At 71.3% G+C, this 20,409-nt stretch carries 14 protein-coding genes and 1 pseudogene; 4 read left to right on the forward strand and 11 right to left on the reverse strand.

Features of this window, described 5'->3' with window-relative positions; all coding sequences use genetic code 11:
• Positions 1-61: 61 nt before the first annotated feature.
• From AC07DF_RS25250 to AC07DF_RS25260, 3 genes are all read right to left on the reverse strand, one after another.
• Positions 62-472 carry a VOC family protein gene (locus AC07DF_RS25250; protein ID WP_478975525.1) on the reverse strand — a complete coding sequence of 137 codons (411 nt, stop codon included), beginning with the start codon at positions 470-472 and terminating at the stop codon, positions 62-64.
• A gap of 577 nt (positions 473-1,049) precedes the next feature.
• Positions 1,050-3,296, reverse strand: a complete 2,247-nt coding sequence (locus AC07DF_RS25255; protein ID WP_478975528.1) for a serine/threonine-protein kinase — start codon at positions 3,294-3,296, stop codon at positions 1,050-1,052.
• A 102-nt stretch (positions 3,297-3,398) separates the two neighbouring features.
• Complete coding sequence (locus AC07DF_RS25260) at positions 3,399-3,593, reverse strand: hypothetical protein (RefSeq protein WP_382493725.1); 195 nt, start codon at positions 3,591-3,593, stop codon at positions 3,399-3,401.
• A 623-nt stretch (positions 3,594-4,216) separates the two neighbouring features.
• Here AC07DF_RS25260 and AC07DF_RS25265 point away from each other — a divergent pair.
• Complete coding sequence (locus tag AC07DF_RS25265) at positions 4,217-5,395, forward strand: acyltransferase family protein (protein WP_478975531.1); 1,179 nt, start codon at positions 4,217-4,219, stop codon at positions 5,393-5,395.
• Between the two features lie 7 nt (positions 5,396-5,402).
• On the opposite strand, the gene AC07DF_RS25270 is transcribed toward AC07DF_RS25265, so the two are convergent.
• The 4 genes from AC07DF_RS25270 to AC07DF_RS25285 all read right to left on the reverse strand — a co-directional run bounded on the left by AC07DF_RS25270 (position 5,403) and on the right by AC07DF_RS25285 (position 10,392).
• Positions 5,403-5,870: an HD domain-containing protein gene (locus AC07DF_RS25270; protein WP_478975534.1), complete on the reverse strand. Its 468-nt coding sequence runs from the start codon at positions 5,868-5,870 to the stop codon at positions 5,403-5,405.
• Entirely contained in the window at positions 5,867-8,299 is a 2,433-nt protein-coding gene (locus tag AC07DF_RS25275; RefSeq protein WP_478975537.1) for an ABC transporter permease, read from the reverse strand. Before AC07DF_RS25275 ends, AC07DF_RS25270 begins: the two co-directional genes overlap by 4 nt.
• Positions 8,299-9,090: an ABC transporter ATP-binding protein gene (locus AC07DF_RS25280; protein WP_478975539.1), complete on the reverse strand. Its 792-nt coding sequence runs from the start codon at positions 9,088-9,090 to the stop codon at positions 8,299-8,301. The genes AC07DF_RS25275 and AC07DF_RS25280 overlap by 1 nt, the downstream gene beginning before the upstream one ends.
• Positions 9,091-9,213: 123 nt before the next feature.
• On the reverse strand, positions 9,214-10,392 hold the full coding sequence (locus AC07DF_RS25285; protein ID WP_478975542.1) for a SpoIIE family protein phosphatase: 1,179 nt from the start codon (positions 10,390-10,392) through the stop codon (positions 9,214-9,216).
• 162 nt (positions 10,393-10,554) lie between these two features.
• Between AC07DF_RS25285 and AC07DF_RS25290 the strand changes: the two genes are divergently transcribed.
• Positions 10,555-11,805, forward strand: a complete 1,251-nt coding sequence (locus AC07DF_RS25290) for a GNAT family N-acetyltransferase (protein WP_478975545.1) — start codon at positions 10,555-10,557, stop codon at positions 11,803-11,805.
• Between the two features lie 37 nt (positions 11,806-11,842).
• On the opposite strand, the gene AC07DF_RS25295 is transcribed toward AC07DF_RS25290, so the two are convergent.
• Positions 11,843-12,652, reverse strand: coding sequence for an Fpg/Nei family DNA glycosylase (locus AC07DF_RS25295; RefSeq protein WP_478975548.1), 810 nt, complete (start codon positions 12,650-12,652; stop codon positions 11,843-11,845).
• A gap of 890 nt (positions 12,653-13,542) precedes the next feature.
• On the reverse strand, positions 13,543-14,028 hold the full coding sequence (locus AC07DF_RS25300; RefSeq protein WP_478975551.1) for a ribose-5-phosphate isomerase: 486 nt from the start codon (positions 14,026-14,028) through the stop codon (positions 13,543-13,545).
• 279 nt (positions 14,029-14,307) lie between these two features.
• Here AC07DF_RS25300 and AC07DF_RS25305 point away from each other — a divergent pair, with 279 nt between their 5' ends.
• Entirely contained in the window at positions 14,308-15,798 is a 1,491-nt protein-coding gene (locus AC07DF_RS25305; RefSeq protein WP_478975554.1) for an amino acid permease, read from the forward strand.
• 1,865 nt (positions 15,799-17,663) lie between these two features.
• Here the strand turns inward: AC07DF_RS25305 and AC07DF_RS25310 are convergent.
• Positions 17,664-18,372 (reverse strand): annotated as a pseudogene (locus AC07DF_RS25310) (serine/threonine-protein kinase); the annotation flags it as partial.
• Between the two features lie 240 nt (positions 18,373-18,612).
• Here AC07DF_RS25310 and AC07DF_RS25315 point away from each other — a divergent pair.
• Entirely contained in the window at positions 18,613-19,356 is a 744-nt protein-coding gene (locus tag AC07DF_RS25315) for a hypothetical protein (protein ID WP_478975557.1), read from the forward strand.
• A gap of 83 nt (positions 19,357-19,439) precedes the next feature.
• Here the strand turns inward: AC07DF_RS25315 and AC07DF_RS25320 are convergent, their stop codons facing one another.
• Positions 19,440-20,018, reverse strand: coding sequence for a biotin transporter BioY (locus tag AC07DF_RS25320; protein WP_478975560.1), 579 nt, complete (start codon positions 20,016-20,018; stop codon positions 19,440-19,442).
• Between the last annotated feature and the right edge of the window lie 391 nt (positions 20,019-20,409).

The following is a 20,409-nucleotide window of genomic DNA, read 5'->3' on the forward strand; positions in this document are numbered from 1 at the left end:
GGGTCGACGGCGGACGGGATGGGAGCTGGGGAGAGTGGTGGGTGAGGAAGTGGGCGGCTAATTAGTCGCGCTTGGGCCAGATCGGGCCCTGGTCGGTCCAGATGACGCCCTTGTTGCGGCACAGACAGAAGGGGTGGCCGATCGGGTCGGTGTAGACCTGCCAGCCGTAGCCGTTGGGGCCGATGAAGTCCTGCTTTAGCGTCGCGCCGAGGTCGAGGACGCGGCGCTGCTCGGACTCGATCTCGTCCACTTCGAAGTCGAGGTGGAACTGCTTGGGGTGCTCGCTGTCGGGCCACTGCGGCGCGCGGTAGTCGTCCACCCGGATGAATGCCAGCTCGATCTCGCCGAACTGGATGCCAGCCCAGTTCTCGGAGCTGCCTTCCTTGATCGGACGGCCCGTCACCTCGGAGTAGAAAGCCGCCAGCTTCATCGTGTCCGGGCAGTCGATAATGAAATCGGTGAGTCGCAGCATCCCGCGATCTTGGCACAAGCCCACACCCGACTTCGAGACAGGCTCTGCGTTGGGTTTGTCAAGAGCACCCCTCGTCGCTGACATCAACGGCCGACATCAACAGGGGCGAACGGCAGCGGTCAGCGCCGAACACCGACGGTCCGATCCAGCGAGGCCCAGAGCGAGTTGGCCGACGTGCATGACCCCACATGATCGACCTGATAAGGATGAGGCCCGGCCTCAAAGCCTGTATCGAACAGGAGCAACGCCCTCAACCGTTGGACGGAGCGCCCAGGCGGCCGCATGAGCGCCGACTAGGTTCCGATCGGGCAGGAGGGCCCCGCAACCCTTGATGGCCCGGAGAAGGCTGCACGTGCCCTCTGCGTGCCCGATCGAGCAGCGCCCGACGGGGAACAACGGGGAACGCCGGAGACGGCCCGAGGAACACGCAGGTCAGCGTCTCGCCAGCTCAGCCCCGATCCGCATACGCGATCTTCCAAACTAGCTACGCGGGTTCGATTCCCGTCGCCCGCTCTGAACGGCTCGGGCCCGGTTCTTCGGAACCGGGCCCGAGGTGTTTTTTCGGTACTTCAGGGATTCAGAGGGCGCGTACGTCCGCCGTGTAGACGGAGCGGACGCCGTACGGGACGTACAGGGCGTCGCCGACGAGGACGAGCGGGGCGCCCGAGGTGACGAGCATGCTGTCGGTTCTGCCTCCGTCGTCGCGGCCGGGCAGAGTGCCCGTGACCTCGCCGGTGCCGGCGTCCAGGGCGGCCAGGCGGCCGCTGGGAGAGGCGACGTACAGATGGGTGGCGGAGGCGGTCGGCGGCCCCGGCTTCTCCACGGTGGGGTTGGATTCCCACAGTGTCCGGCCGGTACGGGGCGAGACCGCGCGGACGCCGCCGCTGTCGCGCGTGAAGTAGACCGTGCCGCGGACCAGGTACGCCTGCGCGTCATCGGGCCGGGGCTGCGCGAGCGGTCGCACGGTGAGCACGCGCGAGGAGACGTCGATCAGGGTCAGACCGCGGTCCGTGGTGAAGGCGTCCGCGAGGACCAGACGTCCGTCGTGCTGGCCGAGCAGGTACTGGGTGCCCTTCGCCTCGACGGTCCAGCGGGCCTTTCCGGTGGCCGGGTCGATCTGGGAGACGGTGGTGCGGGAGGCTCCTCGTTCCGTCAGACCGATCACGCAGACGAGGTAGGCGTGGTCGGCCGCGGAGCGCAGCAGGCAGTCGGCCGGGGCGTCCGGGGTGTCCGGCTTCGGGCGTTTCCAGCGGACGTCGCCGGTCTCGGCGTCGAGCAGGGCGTACTGGTCGCCCGCGGAGCCGTAGAAGGTGACGACGCCCTCGGGGACGGCCGTGGCGGAGTTCCGCGTGCTGTCGGGGGCGGTGGCCATCTCGCCGGTACCGGTCGGGGTCCGCCAGATTTCCTTGCCGGTGCCTGCCGCCAGGGCGTACACCGTGTAGCCGAGCCGGACGCCGCCCGCCGTCTCCCCCTCCTCGGCCTCGTAGGCGTAGACGCGGCCGTCGTCACTGCCGATGAGCGCGCCCTCGTCGCTGGAGGAACCGCCGGGCGTGGGGTCGACGGACCGGCCCCAGGTGTTGCGGCCGTCGGCGAGGTCGAAGCGGGTCGCCATGAGGTTGGCGCCGGCACACACCAAGGACGACTCGACGGCCGCGCAGCCCGCGAGGGAGCCGCCGGCGCCACCCAGGAGGCGCTCGCTGCCCTTGGGGGCCTTCGCGGCGGTGGCCCAGGGCTTCCAGCCGTCGGGGAGATCGCTGCGGGTGGCGGCCGGGGGGCCGGGCTCGCCGTCGCGGGAGAGGGCGCCGCCGAGGAGGACGGTGGTGGCGGCGAGGACGGCGGCCACGGCCGTCCCGGCCGCCGCGGCGAGGAGGTAGCGGCGTCTTCGGTTGCCTCGCGGCCGGGCGGGCTCGGGCGGCGGGTCGGCGAGCGGGGTGTCGCGGGTCGGCGCGGCCGCGGGGTCACGCCTGGGCGGAACGATCCTCCGCTCCTCGTCGGCCGGGAACAGGGCGGCCGGGTCTCCGTCGCGCAGCAGGGTCAGGAGCTCGTCGGCGGTGACACGGGACTTGGGGTGCTTCTCCAGGCAGAGGCGTACGAAGGGGAGGAGCTCGTCCGGTACGCCCGCGAGGGCCGGTTCGCCCTCGACGACCCGGACGGCCGTCTCGTAGGGGCTCGGGCTGTCGAAGGGGCCGCGGCGAGTGGCGGCGTAGGCGAGGACCGAGCCGAGGGAGAAGATGTCGGCCGCGGGGCCGACGTCCTGCGGGGAGGAGAACTGCTCCGGCGACATGAAGGGCGGCGTGCCCATGACGCGGCCGGTCTGGGTGAGCACGTCGGCGGCGGCGAACTCGGCGGCGCGGGAGATGCCGAAGTCGATGACGCGGGGGCCGTCCTCGGCGAGCATCACGTTGGCCGGCTTCAGATCGCGGTGGACGACTCCGGCGCGGTGGATGTCGCGCAGCGCCTCGGCGAGGCCGGCGGCGAGTTCACGCAGCCGGGGCACGGAGAGCGGGCCGTGCTCGCGGACGTGGGTGCCGAGGTCCGAACCGGGGATGTAGAGCGTGGCCATCCAGGGGCGCGACGCGTCGGCGTCCGCGTCCACGACGGGGGCCGTGAAGGCACCGCTGACCTGGCGGGCCGCGGCCACCTCGCGGCGGAATCGGGCACGGAACTCGTCGTCGTCGGCGTACTGGCCGTGCACCACCTTGACGGCGAGGCGGCGGCCGGAGGCCGAGCGGGCCAGGTAGACCACACCCATGCCGCCGGAGCCGAGGCGGTCCTCGATGCGGTAGCCGCCCACCTCCGCGGGGTCAGAATCGCGCAGCGCCATCCCCGTACGTTCCCCCCGTCACGCACTGTCCCGTCGGGAGGAGGGTATCCGCCCGCCCCGCGGGACCGTGGCACCGGGCCGGGAGGGTGCGACCGCGGCCGGTCAGAAGCTGATGGAGTTGACCGTCTCCGCTATCGAGTTGAGGAACCGGTTGATGGACGGGGCCATGCCGGTCGAGGCGAGGAAGAAGCCGAAGAGGATCGCCACGATCGCGGGGCCCGCCTTGATGGATCCCCCTCTCAGCAACACCACAAGGATGATCGCCAACAGCAGCACCACAGACAGTGAAATGGCCACAACTGATCACACCCTCGGTCGGTCCGCTCTCCCGGCCCGGGGGCGCGCCTCGGCACACCCCCGCCAGAACCATCGTGCCACCAACGCGGCCGGGCTATGCGGCCGGTGACGCATCGACCCTCCTGGTGTCGTCCGGGCCTGTGTACGTCGCGCGCGGGAGGGGACCCGACGGCAGGGACTCGTACGGCAATTCGATGGGCCACCCGCGCAGGGAATTCGGTCGGATCGTTTCCGTCTCCACACAACGCGTTCGCAGCTAATTCGAATTACTACCCAAGGCTCCTCAACAGCCCTGCGGAGAGGTTCCCGGAGAGCGCTGAAGCGGACATTCCGCTGGAGTCGCCTGCTGGTCTTATGCGCCGCTTAGTCCGGAAGTATCCCGACAAGCAGGGCACCTGTGACGAGCGCAACTCGGCGCCGAAGATGTGTTGGTCATCACGCCGACAGTGACGTCAACTACCCGAAATCCGGGGTACCCACAGCGAATAGCCAGGAATCACGTCCGGCGTTTTACGAATAGCCGCAGGGAAGGCTAGGGTGCCTCAGATGTTCCACGCTGCCTCGTCCCCCGCAAGCGCAGCGAGGTCCCGGATCGTCTCCCCGAGTTCCTGGTGGGAGGGTCTGTGACGAACTCGCTGCGACCGAACGGCGACCGCAAGGCGCCACTTCCCCCGGCACAGTCGCCGGCAGGCGGAGTGCCGAGCCCGCGCTCGCCGCAGAGCCCCCAGAAGAAGCAGAACGGCAAGCAGCGCGACGCGTTCTTCGACAACGCGAAGTACCTCGCGATCGTGCTGGTGGCCATGGGCCACGCCTGGGAGCCGCTCAAGGGCGACAGCCGCATACTCGAGGCCGCGTACCAGGTCGTCTACGCGTTCCACATGCCGGCGTTCATCCTCATCTCCGGCTACTTCTCGCGCAGTTTCGACATGCGGCCCGACCGGCTCAAGCGCCTGATCACCGGCGTGGCGGTGCCGTACATCATCTTCGAGACGGCCTACCCGCTCTTCAAGCGGTGGATCGACGACGACCCGGGGCAGGACATCAGCCTCCTCGACCCGTGGTACCTCACCTGGTTCCTGGTCGCGCTGTTCATCTGGCGGCTGACCACCCCCATCTGGAACATGGTGCGCTGGCCGCTGCCGCTCGCGCTCGGTCTCGCGATGCTGGCGACCGTCACCCCGTCGATCGGTGACGACCTGGACCTCCAGCGCGTCCTGCAGTTCCTGCCGTTCTTCGTGCTGGGCCTCGTGATGAAGCCCGAGCACTTCCAGATGGTGCGCCGCCGTTCGGTGCGGATCGCCTCGGTGCCGGTGTTCGCCGCCGCCCTGGCCGTCAGCTGGTGGGCCGTGCCGCGCATGAACACCGCGTGGTTCTACCACCGTGACGCCGCGCAGGAGCTGGGCGCTCCGTGGTGGGCCGGTCCGGTGATGGTGCTCGCGATGTTCGGCTGCTCCCTGGTGCTGACCGCCTGCTTCTTCGCCTGGGTGCCGCGCCGCCACATGTGGTTCACCGCGCTCGGCGCGGGCACGCTCTACGGCTACCTGCTGCACGGCTTCCTCGTGAAGGCCGGCGACTACCAGGGCTGGTTCGAGCCGGACTGGATGCACCACCCGGCCGGGCAGATCGCCGTGACCGCCCTCGCGGCCGCCGTCGTGACGGTGCTGTGCACCAAGCCGGTGCAGCGCATGTTCCGCTTCGCGATGGAGCCGAAGATGGAATGGGCCTTCAAGCGGGACGCGGCCGAGCTGGCCCGCGAGCGCCAGGGCGCCGAGCGGCGCGAGCGCGAGAAGGTCAGCGCCTAGGCGCCTTTCAGATCGCATCTCCCTGACCGAGAAGTGCGCGCATCCGTGCGTACTTCTCGGTCAGTCGTGTGCGGGTGGCCTCGTCGAGGACCGCGAGGCGTTCCGGATCCGCGTTGTGCGCCAGGTCCGCCTCCTTCACCAGCGGCGCGCCCGGGGTGGCGAGGATGCGCGCGGCGTACGCCTCGGGCGGCTCCCCGGCCCGCTTGGTGACCGCGAGGACGATGTCCTTCGTGCGGCTGCTCAGCGCCGCGTCGCGCAGCCATTCGGGCGAGAGGGCGTCGTCCTCGACGGCGTCGTGCAGCCAGGCCGCCGCGATCTGGTCCTCGTCGCCGCCCCGTTCCCGTACTCCCTCGGCCACGGCCAGCAGGTGTTCGGCGTAGGGCCGTCCCGCCTTGTCGGTCTGGCCGGCGTGCGCGGCGCGGGCGGTGGCCTCGACTTGGGCCAGGGTCAGCGGGGTGCGGGGTGTCTCGGTCACCGCTCCAGTGTCTCCCCGCGCAGTGCCGCCCGGGCCGGCAGGGTCGCCGCGGCCACGCCGAGGACGAGGACCGAGGCCGCGAACGAGCCGTACACCAGTGGGGGTATGTACGGTCCCTGGCCCGTCAGTCCTCTCATCATCGGCACGAGCGTGGCCAGGGCGATCGCCGTGCCGAGCGCGATGCCCGCGACGGCGATCAGGAGGGCTTCCCAGCGGACCATGCGCAGCACCTGGCGGCGGGTGGAGCCGAGCAGGCGGAGCGTGCCGAGTTCGCCGCGGCGGTCGAGGACCGTCATCACCAGCGTGTTGACGGCCGCGACGGCCGCGAAGCCGCCGAGCACGGCCGCCATCACCCGGTTCGCCCAGCCGTTGAGCTCGCGGTCGAGGGACGTGGCGGTCGTGTAGTCGGTGCGGGCCCGGACCCGGCCGAGCGGTGCGAGTGCCTTCGCCGTGCCGCCCTTGACCCACAGTTCGGAGTCGAAGGACGAGCTGACGTGGCGGGCCAGGTCGGCGCGGTTCAGGGTGACCTGCGACAGGCCCAGGCCGCGTCCGTACGTCGCGACCACCAGCGGGGTGACCCTGGTGCCGTCGGGCAGGTGGACTCGCACGCGGTCGCCGACCTTGACCTTCGCGTTGCCGGCGACGGAGGCGTCGAGGGCTACCTCGCCCGGTTTCAGGGTCAGTCGTCCTCGCTCGACGTCCAGGTCCTGTACGGCGGTCAGGGCGCGGGCGGAGCCCCTCACGCCCTGTGCGGAGACGGGTGTCAGGACGCCGGAGGACCTGACGAGGACGGATGTCTTCAACAGGCCTACGGCGGCGGTGACTCCGGGAGTCCGCTCGGCCCTCCGCAGGGCCTCCGGGGGCAGGGCGCCCCGCTCGACCGTGACGATGTGGTCGGCGACGATGCCCGCCCGCTGCTGTTCGCCGGTGACCCGGTCCTCGCTGGTGTGCAGGAAGACGAGGACGGAGGAGAACGAAATGGCGAGCACGATCGGGGTGATCGCGGAGGCCAGACGCCGGGCGTTGGTGCGGGAGTTTGCGGCGGCGAGCGCGGCGGGGGCGCCGGCGCCGCGCAGCGGGAGGCCGAACAGGGCGGCGCAGGCGCGGGCCACCAGCGGACCCAGCAGCGCGACCGCCAGCATGAAGAGCATGACGACGCCGAGGGCGGCGTTGGCCGCGTCCTCGCCGGTCGCCGACGCTGCCAGGCCCGCGCACACACAGCCGCCGGCCGCTGCCGCCACGCCGAGCGGGGTGCGGATCCAGCCCGGGCGCAGACGCTCCACGGACGCCTCGCTGAGCGCCTGGCCGGGCTTGATGCGCGAACTGCGGTGCGCGGCGACGTATCCGGCGAGCAGGGCGGTGACGAGGACCGTCCCAGCGGTGACCACGAGCGGGATCCAGGAGACGGCGAGGTCGACGGCGTCCGGGACGGCGCCCTTGTCCTTCAGCCGGCCGAACCACCAGGCGGCCAGGGCGATTCCGGGCAGGCAGCCGAGCGCGCCCGCGACCGGAGCGACGAGCAGGGCCTCGGTGGCGATGGTGCGGCGGACCTGGCGCGGGGTGGTGCCGATGGCGCGCAGCAGGGCGAACTCGCGGGCGCGCCGGCCCACGGCGAGGGCGACGGTACCGGCCGCGGTGAAGACGGCGACCAGGGTGGCGATGCCGCCGAACGAGCCGCCGATCCCGGTGAGGACCTCCCTGGCCTCGGTGAGGAGGGGGTCCTCGACGGCGCCCCGGCCGTCGCCGGTGTGGAGCTCGGCCTTGGCCCCCAGGGCGTGGGCGACCCGGGACTCGAGGGTCCCGGTGCTGATGCCGGGCTCCGGAAGGACGGCGATGCTGTCGACGCGGTGGGGGTGGCCGGAGACACCGACCGCTTCGGCGTCGGCGAACCAGACGGTTTCCTTCGCGGCCTTCGCGGCGGTGGTTCCGGAGACGCGGTAGGCGCGGGGACCGTCCGGAGTGGTGAGGGTGACGGTGTCGCCGACGGAGGCCCGCGGGCCCTGGGCGAGGACGACCTCGCCGGGGCCGGGGGCGCGCCCGGCGGTGAGGCGCTCGCCGGTGAAGGCGGTGGAGCCCCAGCCGTGGGCGGTGAGCGTGGCCTCGGAGGTGAGCACCGGGAAGGTGATGTCGGGGATCGCCGCGCGTACCCCGGGTACGGCGGCGGCCTTCGCGACCAGGGAGCCGTCGAGGCGGGCCCGGTCCGGCACGGCGTCACTCTCGTCCGCGTTCCCCACCCGTTGCTCGGCGGCGGCCACGACGGGGACGTGCGCGTAGCGCCGGGGCGGGACGTCGGCGCGCACTCCCGTCTCCAGGAGGATGCCGCAGGCGGACACGATGGTCGCGGCCAGCACGAGGGCGACGAAGGTGCCGACGAACGCGGCGGGACGGAAGCGGAAGGCCGCCCGGGCGAGGCCGTTGGGGGCGAACATCAGGCCGCCGCTTCCGTGCGCAGGGGTGAGGTGGTCAGGGAGGTCATGCGGGCCGCAATGCGGTCGGCGTGGGCACGGCTGTGGGCAGCGCTGCCCGGGGCCGCGTCACGGTCCAAGTGGTCGACCATCTCGCCGTCCGAAAGGAACAGGACGCGGTCCGCCCAAGCCGCTGCCGCCGGGTCGTGGGTGACCATGACGACCGTGGCGCCGTGGGTGTCCACCGCCTGGCGGAGGAGGGTGAGGATCTCGGTGGCCGTCGTGGTGTCCAGGGCGCCGGTCGGTTCGTCGGCGAAGACGACGTCGGGGCGGGTGACCAGGGCGCGGGCGATGGCCACGCGCTGCTGCTGGCCGCCGGAGAGCTGGCCCGGGCGGCGGCGTGCCTTGTCCGCCAGGCCGACCTGGGCCAGCACCTCGGCGGCGCGGCGGCGGTCGGGGCGGTGCCCGGCCAGGCGCATCGGGAGGACGACGTTCTGCTCGACCGTGAGGGACGGCAGGAGGTTGAAGGCCTGAAAGACGAAGCCGATGCGGGTGCGGCGCAGGGCGGTGAGCTTGTTCTCCTTCATGCCCGTGATCTCCGTGCCGCCCAGGCGGACCGCGCCCGTCGTGGGGCGGTCGAGGCCTGCCGCGCACTGGAGGAACGTGGACTTCCCGGAGCCCGAGGGGCCCATCACCGCGGTGTAACTGCCGTGCCGGAGTGTGAGGTCGATGCCGCGCAGGGCGTGGACGGCGGTGCGGCCGCGGCCGTAGCGCTTGCGGACGCCGTGCAGTTCTACGGCCCAGTCGCCTGCCATGTCTGTCCTTCCGGATCCGAGTCGTTCGCGCACCGTTTCGCCGGTGGTGTGTCGAACGTACGGAGCCGGAGGGGCCGCGGACCATGAGGACCGCCGCCGAACCTTCCTGAGGAAAACCCCACCTCAGCGGGTCGCGGCAGCCGTCGGGCCCTCTCGGCAGATCAGCAGTAGGGCCCGGTCGTCGTTGACGTCCTTGGCCACTGCCTCGATGAGGTGCCAGGCGGCGCCGTGGAAGCCGCCGGCCACATAGCGGTCGGCCTCGCCGGTGAGGCGGTCGATGCCCTCGACGATGTCGCGGTCGGAGGTCTCCACCAGGCCGTCCGTGAACAGCATCAGCACGTCGCCCGAGCGCAGCGAGCCCTTCACGGGGTCGAACTGGGCGCCGTCGTAGACACCGAGGAGCGGCCCCTCGGCCGCCTTCTCCTCCCAGCGTCCGGTGCCCGCGCTGAGCTGCAGGCCCGGCGGATGCCCGGCGGAGTAGAGCTCGTAGTCGCCGGAGTCCAGGTCGAGGACCAGGTGGATGGAGGTCGCGAAGCCCTCGTCCCAGTCCTGGCGGAGCAGATAGCCGTTGGCTGCGGGGAGGAAGGCGTGCGGCGGGAGGGAACCCAGCAGGCCGCCGAAGGCGCCGGACAGGAGCAGGGCGCGGGAGCCCGCGTCCATGCCTTTGCCGGAGACGTCGGTGAGGACGACCTCGAGCGTACGGCCGCCGTTGGTGCGGGCCGCCACCACGAAGTCGCCCGAGAAGGACTGGCCGCCCGCCGGGCGCAGTGCCATCTCCTGGTGCCAGCCGCCCGGCAGGTCCGGCAGCTGGCTCTGCACCCGGATGCGTTCGCGCAGGTCGAAGAGCATGGTGCCGCCGCGCCGCCAGGGCACACCGACCCGGCTGCGGAACTGGGCCAGCAGCAGGCCGAAGAAGCCGCAGGCCGCGACCACGAGCACGATGCCCGGTGTGACTCTGGAGGGCCCCTCCGTGTACGGGCCCAGTTGCACCGACTCCACGATCAGCGCCGTGGCCGCCGCCGCGTACAGGCCGAGCAGGCTGGCCGGGCGCAGCAGCAGGCCGCCCACGACGACGGGCAGGACGAGCGCGGCCGGCGAGAACCACACCGAGTTCGCCAGCGTCGCCGCCGCGATCAGCGGGACGGTCAGGAGCAGGCCGGCCAGGGCGATCCAGTCCGAGCCGTCGCCGCGGAAGTAGTCCACGGCGGCCCGGCGCACGCCGACGCGGGCCCGGTGCCACTGCTTCTTCAACCGGGCCGTGAACGTGTCGGCTTCCGCGCGCCGCTCTCGTCCTGATGCCATTAGTTCGGGACCCTATCCATCGGACCAGCCGCTTGGCACCTGAGGTCCCACTTGTCCCCCGTCCGAGGGCCGACATCACAGTGAACTTCACGGTGCGCCGCCCTGTCGCCGCCCGGGAGAAATTCCCTCGCTCGTCCCGCATTGTCCTGGTACTCATGGCCCATGGCGACTGACGCGAACGGTTCTTCGATCGACCTGCGGACGCTCCGGAAGGACGATTGGGACAAGTGGTACGACACCCTGATCCGGGGCTTCGGCGGGGTGCCGGAGTCGGCCGAGGAGCGGGGGTTGTACAACTCCCTGACCGAGATCGACCGTTCGCTCGGGGCGTGGGACGGGGACGAGTGCGTGGGGACGACCGGGGCGTTCAGCTTCGGGCTCACCGTGCCGGGCGGCGCGTCGCTGCCGGTGGCGGGCGTCACCATGGTGAGCGTGGCCGCCACGCATCGCCGGCGCGGGGTGCTGACGTCGATGATGCGCCGGCAGCTGGACGATGTGCACGCCCTGGGTGAGCCGCTGGCCGCGCTCACGGCGTCCGAGCCGGCGATCTACGGACGGTTCGGATACGGCAACGCGACCCTGTCGTTGTACGCCGAGATCGACACGACCCAGGTGCGGCTGTCGGTGCCGGACGGTACGGACGACGTACGCGTGCGGTACGCGGCGCCGGCCGATGTCCTCGACGTGTGCGAGGCGGTGTACGCCCGGCTGGTTCCGGCGCGGCCCGGAATGCTGGAGCGGCGACCGGGCTGGGAGCGGCTCGGGCTGCTGGACCCGGAGAGCGATCGTGAGGGCGCGTCGCCTCTTCAGTGCGTGCTCGCCGAGCGGGACGGGGAAACGGTCGGCTACGCGCGGTTCCGCGTCAAGCCCGAGTGGGACCTGTCCGGGCCCAAGGGCACGGTGGCCGTCGCGGACCTGGCGGCGCTGGACCCCGCGGCGGACGCGGCGTTGTGGCGGTTCCTGTTCGGGATCGACCTGACGTCGACGGTGTCCGTGAAGTCGCGTCCGGTCGACGACGCGTGGCAGTACCTGGTGTCCGACATACGGCGGTGTCAGCTGCGGCTGCGGGACTCGCTCTACGTGCGGCCGGTCGAGCTGGGGGCCGCGCTGGAGGCGCGGACGTATCGGGCGCCGGTGGACGTGGTGTTCGAGGTGGAGGACGCGTTCTGTCCCTGGAACGCCGGGCGTTGGCGGCTGAGCGGGGACGCGAAGGGCGCGTCCTGCGAGCGTACGGCGGATGCGGCGGATGTCGCCCTGTCCGTACGGGAGTTGGGTGCGGCCTATCTCGGCGGCGTGTCTCTGACCGCGCTGGCGGCGGCGGGGCGGGTCCGGCAGCTTCGACGGGGGGCGCTGGCGGAGGCGTCGCGGGGGTTCGAGGCCGAGGTCCTGCCCTGGCTGCCGCACGGGTTCTGACGCGGGTGGCGTTCCGGGCCTCTGACGCCGGGCGGAGTCAGGGGAGTTGGCAGGCCGGGCACCAGAAGAGGTTGCGGGCGGCGAGGTCGGCGGTGCGGATCTCGCCGCCGCAGAGGTGGCAGGGCTGGTTGGCCCTGCGGTAGACGTACACCTCGCCGCCGTGGTCGTCCACGCGCGGTGGGCGGCCCATCGCCTCCGGGGTGTGTTCCGGGCGGACGGTGTCGATGCGGTTGTTGCGGACGCCCTCGCGCATGAGCTCGACCAGGTCGGTCCAGATCGCGTGCCACTCGGGCGGGGTGATGTCCTTGCCGGGGCGGTACGGGTCGATGCGGTGCCGGAAGAGGACCTCCGCGCGGTAGACGTTTCCTACGCCCGCGATGACCTTCTGGTCCATGAGGAGGGCGGCGATCGTCGTACGGCTACGGGAGATACGGCGGTACGCGGTGTCCGGGTCGGCGTCCTCGCGGAGGGGGTCGGGGCCGAGGCGGTCGTGTATTGCCTGCTTCTCCGGGGGTGTGATCAGGGCGCAGGTGGTGGGGCCCCGGAGGTCCACGTAGGTGGTGTCGTTCGCCAGGCGGAGGCGGACGGTGTCGGTGGGGGGCGGTTCGGGGGCCGGGCCGAAGGTGACCTTGCCGAAGAGGCCGAGGTGGATGTGGACCCAGTCGGTGTCGCGGAAGCCGAGGAAGAGGTGCTTGCCGTGGGCTTCGGTGTGGGTGAGTTCCGTGCCGGTGAGGAGGGCGGCGGCGTCGGTGAACTTGCCCTGGGGGCTGGTGGTTCGGGGGGTGGTGCCGAGGAAGGCGGCGGCGTAGTCCTGGGCCAGGCGGTGGATGGTGTGGCCTTCTGGCACGGGTTCTCCTGTGATCGTCGCCTTTGCGTCGTGCTCCGCGCCGGACGGGGGTTTCCCACCCACCCACCCGAAGCAGTTCGTCAAGAGGATGAGGTCGAAGGACATCGGGGCTCCGCCCCGAACCCCGGCGGGGACTGCGTCCCCTGCACCCCTCGCCGGGCTCCACCCCGGCACCTCTCTCGGACCCTGCCCCGGACGCCCTCTCCGACTCTGCCCCGGACGCCCTCGGGGCTCTGCCCAGGACCCCTCGGGGCTCTGCCCTGGACACCTCGGGGCTCTGCCCTGGACACCTCCGCGGGCGCTGCCCGGGGCCCCGGCGGGGACTGCGTCCTGCAACCCCTCGCGGGGCTCTGTCCCGGGCCCGGGCGGGGACCGCGTCCTGTACCCCTCGCAGATTCCCGCCCCGGGACCCCAGCATGGACTACGACCCGCAACCCCTCGCGGGCCTCTGCCGTGGGCCCCGGCGGGGACCGCGTCCCCTGCAACCCCTGGCGGGGCTCCAGCTCGGGGCCCCGGCAGTAACTACGTCCTGTACCCCTCGCAGATTCCCGCCCCGGGACCCCAGCATGGGCTACGTCCCGCAACCCCTCGCGGGCCTCTGCCCTGGGCCCCGGCGGGGACCGCGTCCCCTGCAACCCCTGGCGGGGCTCCAGCTCGGGACCCCGGCAGCAACTACGTCCCGTGCCCCTCGCAGAGTTCCGTCCCGGGATTCCAGCAGGGACTAATCCCCTGCAACCTCTTGCGGGGCTCTGCCTCGGGACCCGGCGGGGGCTGCGCCCCGGCACCGTGCCCGGCCCGGGGCCGCCTGCGCCCCTGGGGCGGTCGTCGGCTTCCCGGATCGGGGCCGGTGGCTGGTCTTCGCAGGGCCGGTGTCGGCCCTGGATGGGGGTTTACGGCTGGGGGTGGTGCGGGGGGATCGGGGGGAGTTCGGTCGTCGTTTCGTATGCCTTGAGCATGTCGATTCGGCGGATGTGACGTTCGTCACCCGAGAACGGCGTTGCGAGGAACTTCTCGACGAAGGCCGTCGCCTCGTCCTGTGAGTGCATGCGCGCGCCCACGGCGACGACGTTGGCGTTGTTGTGCTGGCGGCCGAGGGCCGCCGTCTCCTCGCTCCAGGCGAGGGCCGCGCGGACGCCCTTGACCTTGTTCGCCGCGATCTGCTCGCCGTTGCCGGAACCGCCGATGACGACGCCGAGCGCGTCGGGGTCCGCGGCCGTCCGCTCCGCGGCGCGGAGGCAGAAGGGCGGGTAGTCGTCCTGGGCGTCGTAGATGTGCGGGCCACAGTCGACGGGGTCGTGACCCGCCGCCTTCAGCCAGTCGACGAGGTGGTTCTTGAGTTCGTAGCCGGCATGGTCCGAGCCGAGGTACACGCGCATGGGGAGAGTGTGACACGGGTGTTTCGGGGAAGGCGCGCGGGGTGGCGCTCATGAAAACGTGAGGCGAATGTGAGCCGCATTACGGAACCTCAGGAAAACCTCAAGTAACAATCTGGATTCAAAGGTTTTCGAAAACGTTCGCCTCAGATTCACTGGACCGGCTCGTACACCCGCTCGTACGAGGACCCGTACACCGTCATGTCGCGACACACCCCGTTCGTACGGCTGGTGCGGCTCCGTACGGAAGAACAGCTCCCCGGCGCAAAGGAAATCCGTTCCATGACCTCGCAGCCGACACTGAAGACGACCGGAAACGACCCTGGAGGCCCCGGAGAACCCGGCGGCGGCTCCGGGCTGCAGGCCGGGCTCAAGAACCGGCATCTGTCGATGATCGCCATCGGCGGAGTCATCGGGGCCGGGCTCTTCGTGGGGTCCAGCTCCGGTATCGCCACCGCGGGCCCCGGCATTCTCCTGTCGTACGCCCTCGTCGGCACGCTCGTGGTGCTGGTGATGCGGATGCTCGGAGAGATGTCCGCCGCCAACCCGACATCGGGTTCCTTCTCCGCGCACGCCGACCGGGCGCTCGGCCCCTGGGCCGGTTTCTCCATCGGCTGGCTGTACTGGTTCTTCTGGGTCGTGGTGCTCGCGGTCGAGGCGACCGCCGGTGCCGTGATCCTGGAGGGCTGGATCCCGGCCGTGCCGCAGTGGGCCTGGGCCCTGATCGTGATGCTGGTGCTCACCGCCACCAACCTGGTCTCCGTCGGGTCGTACGGCGAGTTCGAGTTCTGGTTCGCCGGCATCAAGGTCGTCGCGATCGCCGCGTTCATCGTCATCGGTGGGCTTGCCGTCTTCGGGCTGCTGCCCGGTGTGGACAGTGAGCAGGCCGGGTTGAGCAACCTCACCGAGCACGGGGGCTTCCTGCCCCATGGGGCAGGCGCGATCCTCACCGGTGTGCTGCTCGTCGTCTTCTCCTTCATGGGCAGCGAGATCGCCACCCTGGCCGCCGGTGAGTCCGAGAACCCGCAGCAGGCCGTCACCAAGGCCACCAACAGCATCATCTGGCGAGTCGCCGTCTTCTACCTCGGCTCGATCTTCGTCGTCGTGGCCCTGCTGCCGTGGGACAGCAAGTCCATCACCGACGACGGCTCCTACGTCGCCGCGCTCGACTCCCTGGGCATTCCGCACGCCGGTCAGATCATGAACTTCATCGTGCTGACCTCGGTGCTGTCCTGTCTCAACTCCGGTCTCTACACCGCCTCCCGCATGGCCTTCTCGCTCGGCCAGCGCGGTGACGCGCCGAAGTCCTTCGCCCGCACGACCGGCAACGGTGTGCCGCGGACGGCGATCCTCGCGTCCGTCGCCTTCGGCTTCGTCGCCGTCTTCTTCAACTACAAGTTCCCGGACTCCGTCTTCCTCTTCCTCGTGAACTCCAGTGGCGCGGTCGCCCTGTTCGTGTGGCTGGTGATCTGCTTCTCCCAGCTGCGGATGCGGAAGATCATTCAGGCGGAGGCGCCGGAGAAGCTCGTGGTCAAGATGTGGCTGTACCCGTATCTGACCTGGGCGACGGCCGCACTGATCGTGTTCATCCTCGGTTACATGCTCACCGACACCGAGCACGACGGGCGCCAGACCATTTTGCTGTCGCTGCTCGTCGCGGCCGTGGTGCTCGTCATCGCCTTCGTGAAGCACCGGGGCAGCGGTCGCCGGGGCGCCGACGCCGCGCGGGTCCAGGTTCCGGACGAGGACCGGGACGAGGTCTCGGCCGGCTGACCGGGCGGGCGCTCGCCTCTTCGCTGTGCGGGGCCTGCGGTGCGTGTTCCTCTCTTCAGGACGCGCGCCGCAGGTCCCTTTTCGTATCCTCTTGTGCCCCTACGGGACCGTCTTGTGTCCCTACAGCACCGTGAAGCTGTCCTTGACCTTCTCGTACGTGCTCAGGGCCTCCTCCTCGATCCCCGACTGGTACCAGGTGTTGATCTGGTACGACTTGCCGCCCACGTTGAAGCCGAGCAGACGGGCGTGCCAGCGGACGCCCTCCAGCGTGAAGGTGTACTCCCAGACCACCGCCGGGTGGCCGCGGAACGTCGTCTCCTCCAGGCGGACCTTGCGGTAGTCCTGGCCCTGGTGGGCGTTGCGTTCCGAGGTCTGCCAGGTCTCCAGGAGATCGCCGCGGGCCAAGGCCGACTTGCCGACCAGTTCCTGCGCCCCGTCCGGGGAGGTGTAGTGCACCTCAGCGCCCGTCTTCACGTCCCGCCGCCAGCCGTCCGGTGTCGCCCAGGCGAACCCGCCCGCCTCCCGGTGCGCGCCCGGCGGCAGGCTCTGCGGCCGGGTTGTGCCCTCGACGGTGGAGGTGGGCGAGGGTGTGGGTGTGGGTGTGGGTGTGGATTTGGGGGTCGGGGCGGTGCCGGTGGTGGGGGGTGCGGAGGCCGAGGAGCCCGCGCGGGTGTCGTTGTCGTCCGGGGGACCGGACGACGTCGCCAGCAGGATTCCCACGACGGCACCCGCGGTCGCGACCGTGGCCGCCGCGGCGGCGAGCATCGTACGGCGATGACCTGCGCGCGGGCGGGACACGGCCGGGGCCGCGGGGCCGGGGAGTTCGCCCGGCGGCATCGGGGAGGGCGGCGGTGTGGGGTGCGGGCGGCACTCGGTGGCCGCCTGTGCGCGGGTGAGGGAGACGGGGCTCGCGCGGTGGGTGGTGGCGGCGCGGCCGTCGGAACGGACCGCGCGCGGCTGCGCTTTGGCGGCGGCTTCCGCGGTGGGAACGGTAGCCGTGGCCGTGGGGTGGTGGTCGGGGCGTTGGCGTGGGGTCGCGTCCAGGACGGGGGCGGGCCGGCGGGGGTCCTGGGGCACGGAGTGGGCGTGGGCGGGGGTGGGGGTGGGTGATTGGGACGCGGTGGGGGCGGTGAGGGGTGGGGGCGGCGCGGTGGTCGGGGCCGGTGTTCGGGGTTCCGGTTCCGGGGTGGGTTGCTGGTCGTGCACAACCTCCGGTTGCGGGGCGGATTGCTGATGTTGGATGGGCTCCGGTCGCGAGGCAGGTCGGTCGTCCCTCCCGGGCTCCAATCGCGAGGCAGCTCGGTCGTCCCTCCCGGGCTCCGGTCGCGAGGCAGGTCGGTGGTCCCTCTCGGACTCCGGTTCTGTGGCGCGTTGCTGGTGCTGCACGGGCTCGGGTTCCGGGGCAGGTCGGTGGTCCTCCCCCGGGTCCGGTTCTGGGATGCGTTCCGGTGCGGGTTCCGGTTCCGTGCCCGCGTCCCGCCTCGCTTCCGGTTCCGGTTCCGGTTCCGTGCCCGGGTCCGGCCTCGCTTCCGGTTCCGTGCCCGCGTCCGGCCTCGCTTCCGGTTCCGTGCCCGGGTCCGGCCTTGCTTCCGGTTCCGTGCCCGGGTCTGGCCTCGCTTCCGGTTCCGTGTCCGTGTCCGGCATCGTCACCTGTTCAGGCCACTCCGGCCCCCGGTCCTGCCCCGGAGCAGCCGCCGCCTGGTCCGGCTCCGGCTCCGGCTCCGTTTCCCGGTGCGGCCGTTGCAGCCCAAGGCCCCCTCCCCCCAAGGTCTCCTCGAGGCCGGCCGGCCCCCACCCCACTGACAGTGTCGGTGTGGGGGCCGGAAACGCCACCGCTTCCAGGGTCGTTTCCAGGTCGTCCAGGGTCGGGCGGGTCGACGGGTCCTTTTCCAGGAGGGCCGTCAGGATGGCGCGCAGCGGGCCGGAGGCAGCGGGGAGTTCGGGTTCCTCGTAGAGGACCGCGTGCAGGGTTGCCAGCGTGGTGTCGCGGGTGAAGGGGGAGCGGCCGCCCAGGGCGGCGCAGAGGGTCGCGCCGAGGGACCAGTTGTCGGAAGGCGGGCCCTGGGGGCGGCCGGAGATGCGCTCGGGGGCCATGTAGTCGGGCGAGCCGACCAGCATCCCGACCATCGTGAGTGCCTTGGCGTCCTGGATCGCGGCGATGCCGAAGTCCGTGAGGACGACGCGCCGTTCATTGGAGCTGTCCACCAGGACGTTCCCGGGCTTGATGTCCCGGTGCAGGACCCCCCGCGCATGCACCTGGCGGAGCGCCGCGACCAGGCCGAGCCCGATCCGGGCCGTCTCGCAGGGGCTCAGGGGGCCGTCCTCCGCGAGGATCCGCTCGAGGGAGCGGCCGGCCACCAACTCCATGACGATCCACAGGCGTTCGCCCTCGTCGACCACGTCGTAGACCCGTACGACGTTGGGGTGGTCGATCCGGGCCGTCGCCCTGGCCTCGCGCAGGGTGCGTTCGCGGCGCGTCCTGTTGTCCTCCGCGTCGAGACCGTCGATCCGCATTTCCTTGACGGCGACCGGCCGGTCGAGTATTTCGTCGGCGGCTCGCCACACCCGCCCCATTCCCCCCTGGCCGATACTTTCGACCAACCGATAGCGCCCCGTCACCAATATCCCTGGAACACCGCCGCTATTCGCATTCCCCGGCAATCCGCTGCACCCCCTCCACGACGCCGCGACCGCATCCAGTGAAACACAACGGTCACACTTCGCGCCGTACCAGGATAGTGCGGCGAAATCTTGTGGTACCTCTTTCAGTGCTGCGAATTCAGGCGCAGCCAGGGGGACACAAGGGGGGCGAACATGAGTTCTCGTCGTACGGCCGTGGTCGTGGGGCCGCTGGTCGCGGCATCATTCTCGGCGGTGCTGATACTTTCCGGCACCGCCGGGGCGGAGGACGGAGGGCCCGCAAGCAGCGAGGGTGGAAAGGTTGTTGACGAAGCGCCGGCGGGGGTGAAGCTCACCACGCTGCTGCCCGAGAAGATCTCCGTCGACAACGGTTCGAAAAAGACCGCGATTACCGCCACCGTGAAGAACACGGGGAGCAAGGACAGCGGGAAGATCAGGCTGCTGGTCGTCGGATTCGACGGGCTTGTGGTCAAGAAGGTCGAGGGCTGTTCCGCGATACCCGAGAACGGACTTCCCGAGGGATCGAACAGCGGTTTCGCCTGCGCCGTCGACAATCTCGCGGCCGGTAAGTCGAAGTCGTACGCCGTCGACGCGACCTACGACCTGAGCAAGGCCGGGAAGATCTGTCTGCCCGTCCAGACCGGCGACGGGAAGAAGACGTACTGGCAGCAGGGCCCGGTGCCGTTCGGCACGACCAACCCGTCGCCGGACGCCCCGGCCACGCCCCTGCTGCTCGGCACCGACAACAAGCCGGTGTCCCCGGGTGGCAAGGAGCCCCCGGGCGGCAAGGAGCTGGCGGAGACCGGTCCGGTACGCGATCTGCTGCCGTTGGGCGCGGCGGGTGCGTCGCTCGTCGCGGCGGGCGTGGCCGGGATGTGGTGGTCGCAGCGGCGGCGGCCGGAGGTGCGGGAGGGCTGAATCAGCCTCTGCCCGCGCTGAGCACGCACGAGAGGCCCGCCGGAGCAGTACGCCCGGCGGGCCTCTCGGCAACGGTCATGGATTCAGCGCTTGTCGACGAGCTTCCAGGCCGTCGGCAGCGCCCCCATCGCCAGCGCCGCCTTCAGCGCGTCGCCGATCAGGAACGGCGTGAGGCCGGCCGCGATCGCGGCGGTGGCGGACATGCCGGTGGAAAGGGCCAGGTAGGGCACGCCGATGGCGTAGATGATCGCCTCGCCCACCAGCATCGTGCCCGCCATGCGCAGCATCGAGCGGTCGGCGCCGCGGCGGGCCAGGGCGCCCACGACGGTGGCGGCGAGGATCATGCCGAGGATGTAGCCGAAGGAGGGGGCGACACCCGAGGTGCCCTGCGCGAACCACGGCACGCCCGCGACGCCCGCGACGGCGTACAGCGCGAGCGCGAGGAGGCCGCGGCCGGCGCCGAGGGACGTGCCGACGAGCAGCGCGGCGAAGGTCTGGCCGGTCACCGGCACCGGGGAGCCCGGCACGGGCACCGAGAGCTGGGCGGCGAGGCCGGTGAGCGCGGCGCCGCCGAGCACGAGGGCCGCGTCCCGGACACGAGAGGAGGGGAGCAGGTCGGCGAGGACCTGTCCGGGGCGGGCGGTTGCGGCGGCGGTGCTCATGGGGACTCCGCGAGGGTGAGGGTCGGTCGGGACACGGCGACGCTATCCCAGCGCGCTCGCCCTGATCACCGTCAGCGCTCGACAAAGGCGCGAACGCACGGTTGGTTGGTTCCGGACAAAAGGTGGGGGTTACACCGAGCGCTACGTGATGCCGGTCACTGAGGCAGCGAGGTTTCGGTCACGGACCCTACGGTGAAGCGGACTGTAGGGTTTCGCCAAACGCCCGCCAGGACGGGTGCCGATGACTTCCGCGACGGGCGTCCACCCTGCGTCCCCGGGTCCTCACGGCGTGCGTTCCAGCTGTCCGCATGCTGGACTCCCCTCCCTCCCAGGTGAGGGGACCACCCAGACTGGCGGCGTTTTTGCCCTCTCTCGCCTCTCACGCATTGGA

This window comes from Streptomyces sp. NPDC044719, assembly GCF_056433405.1.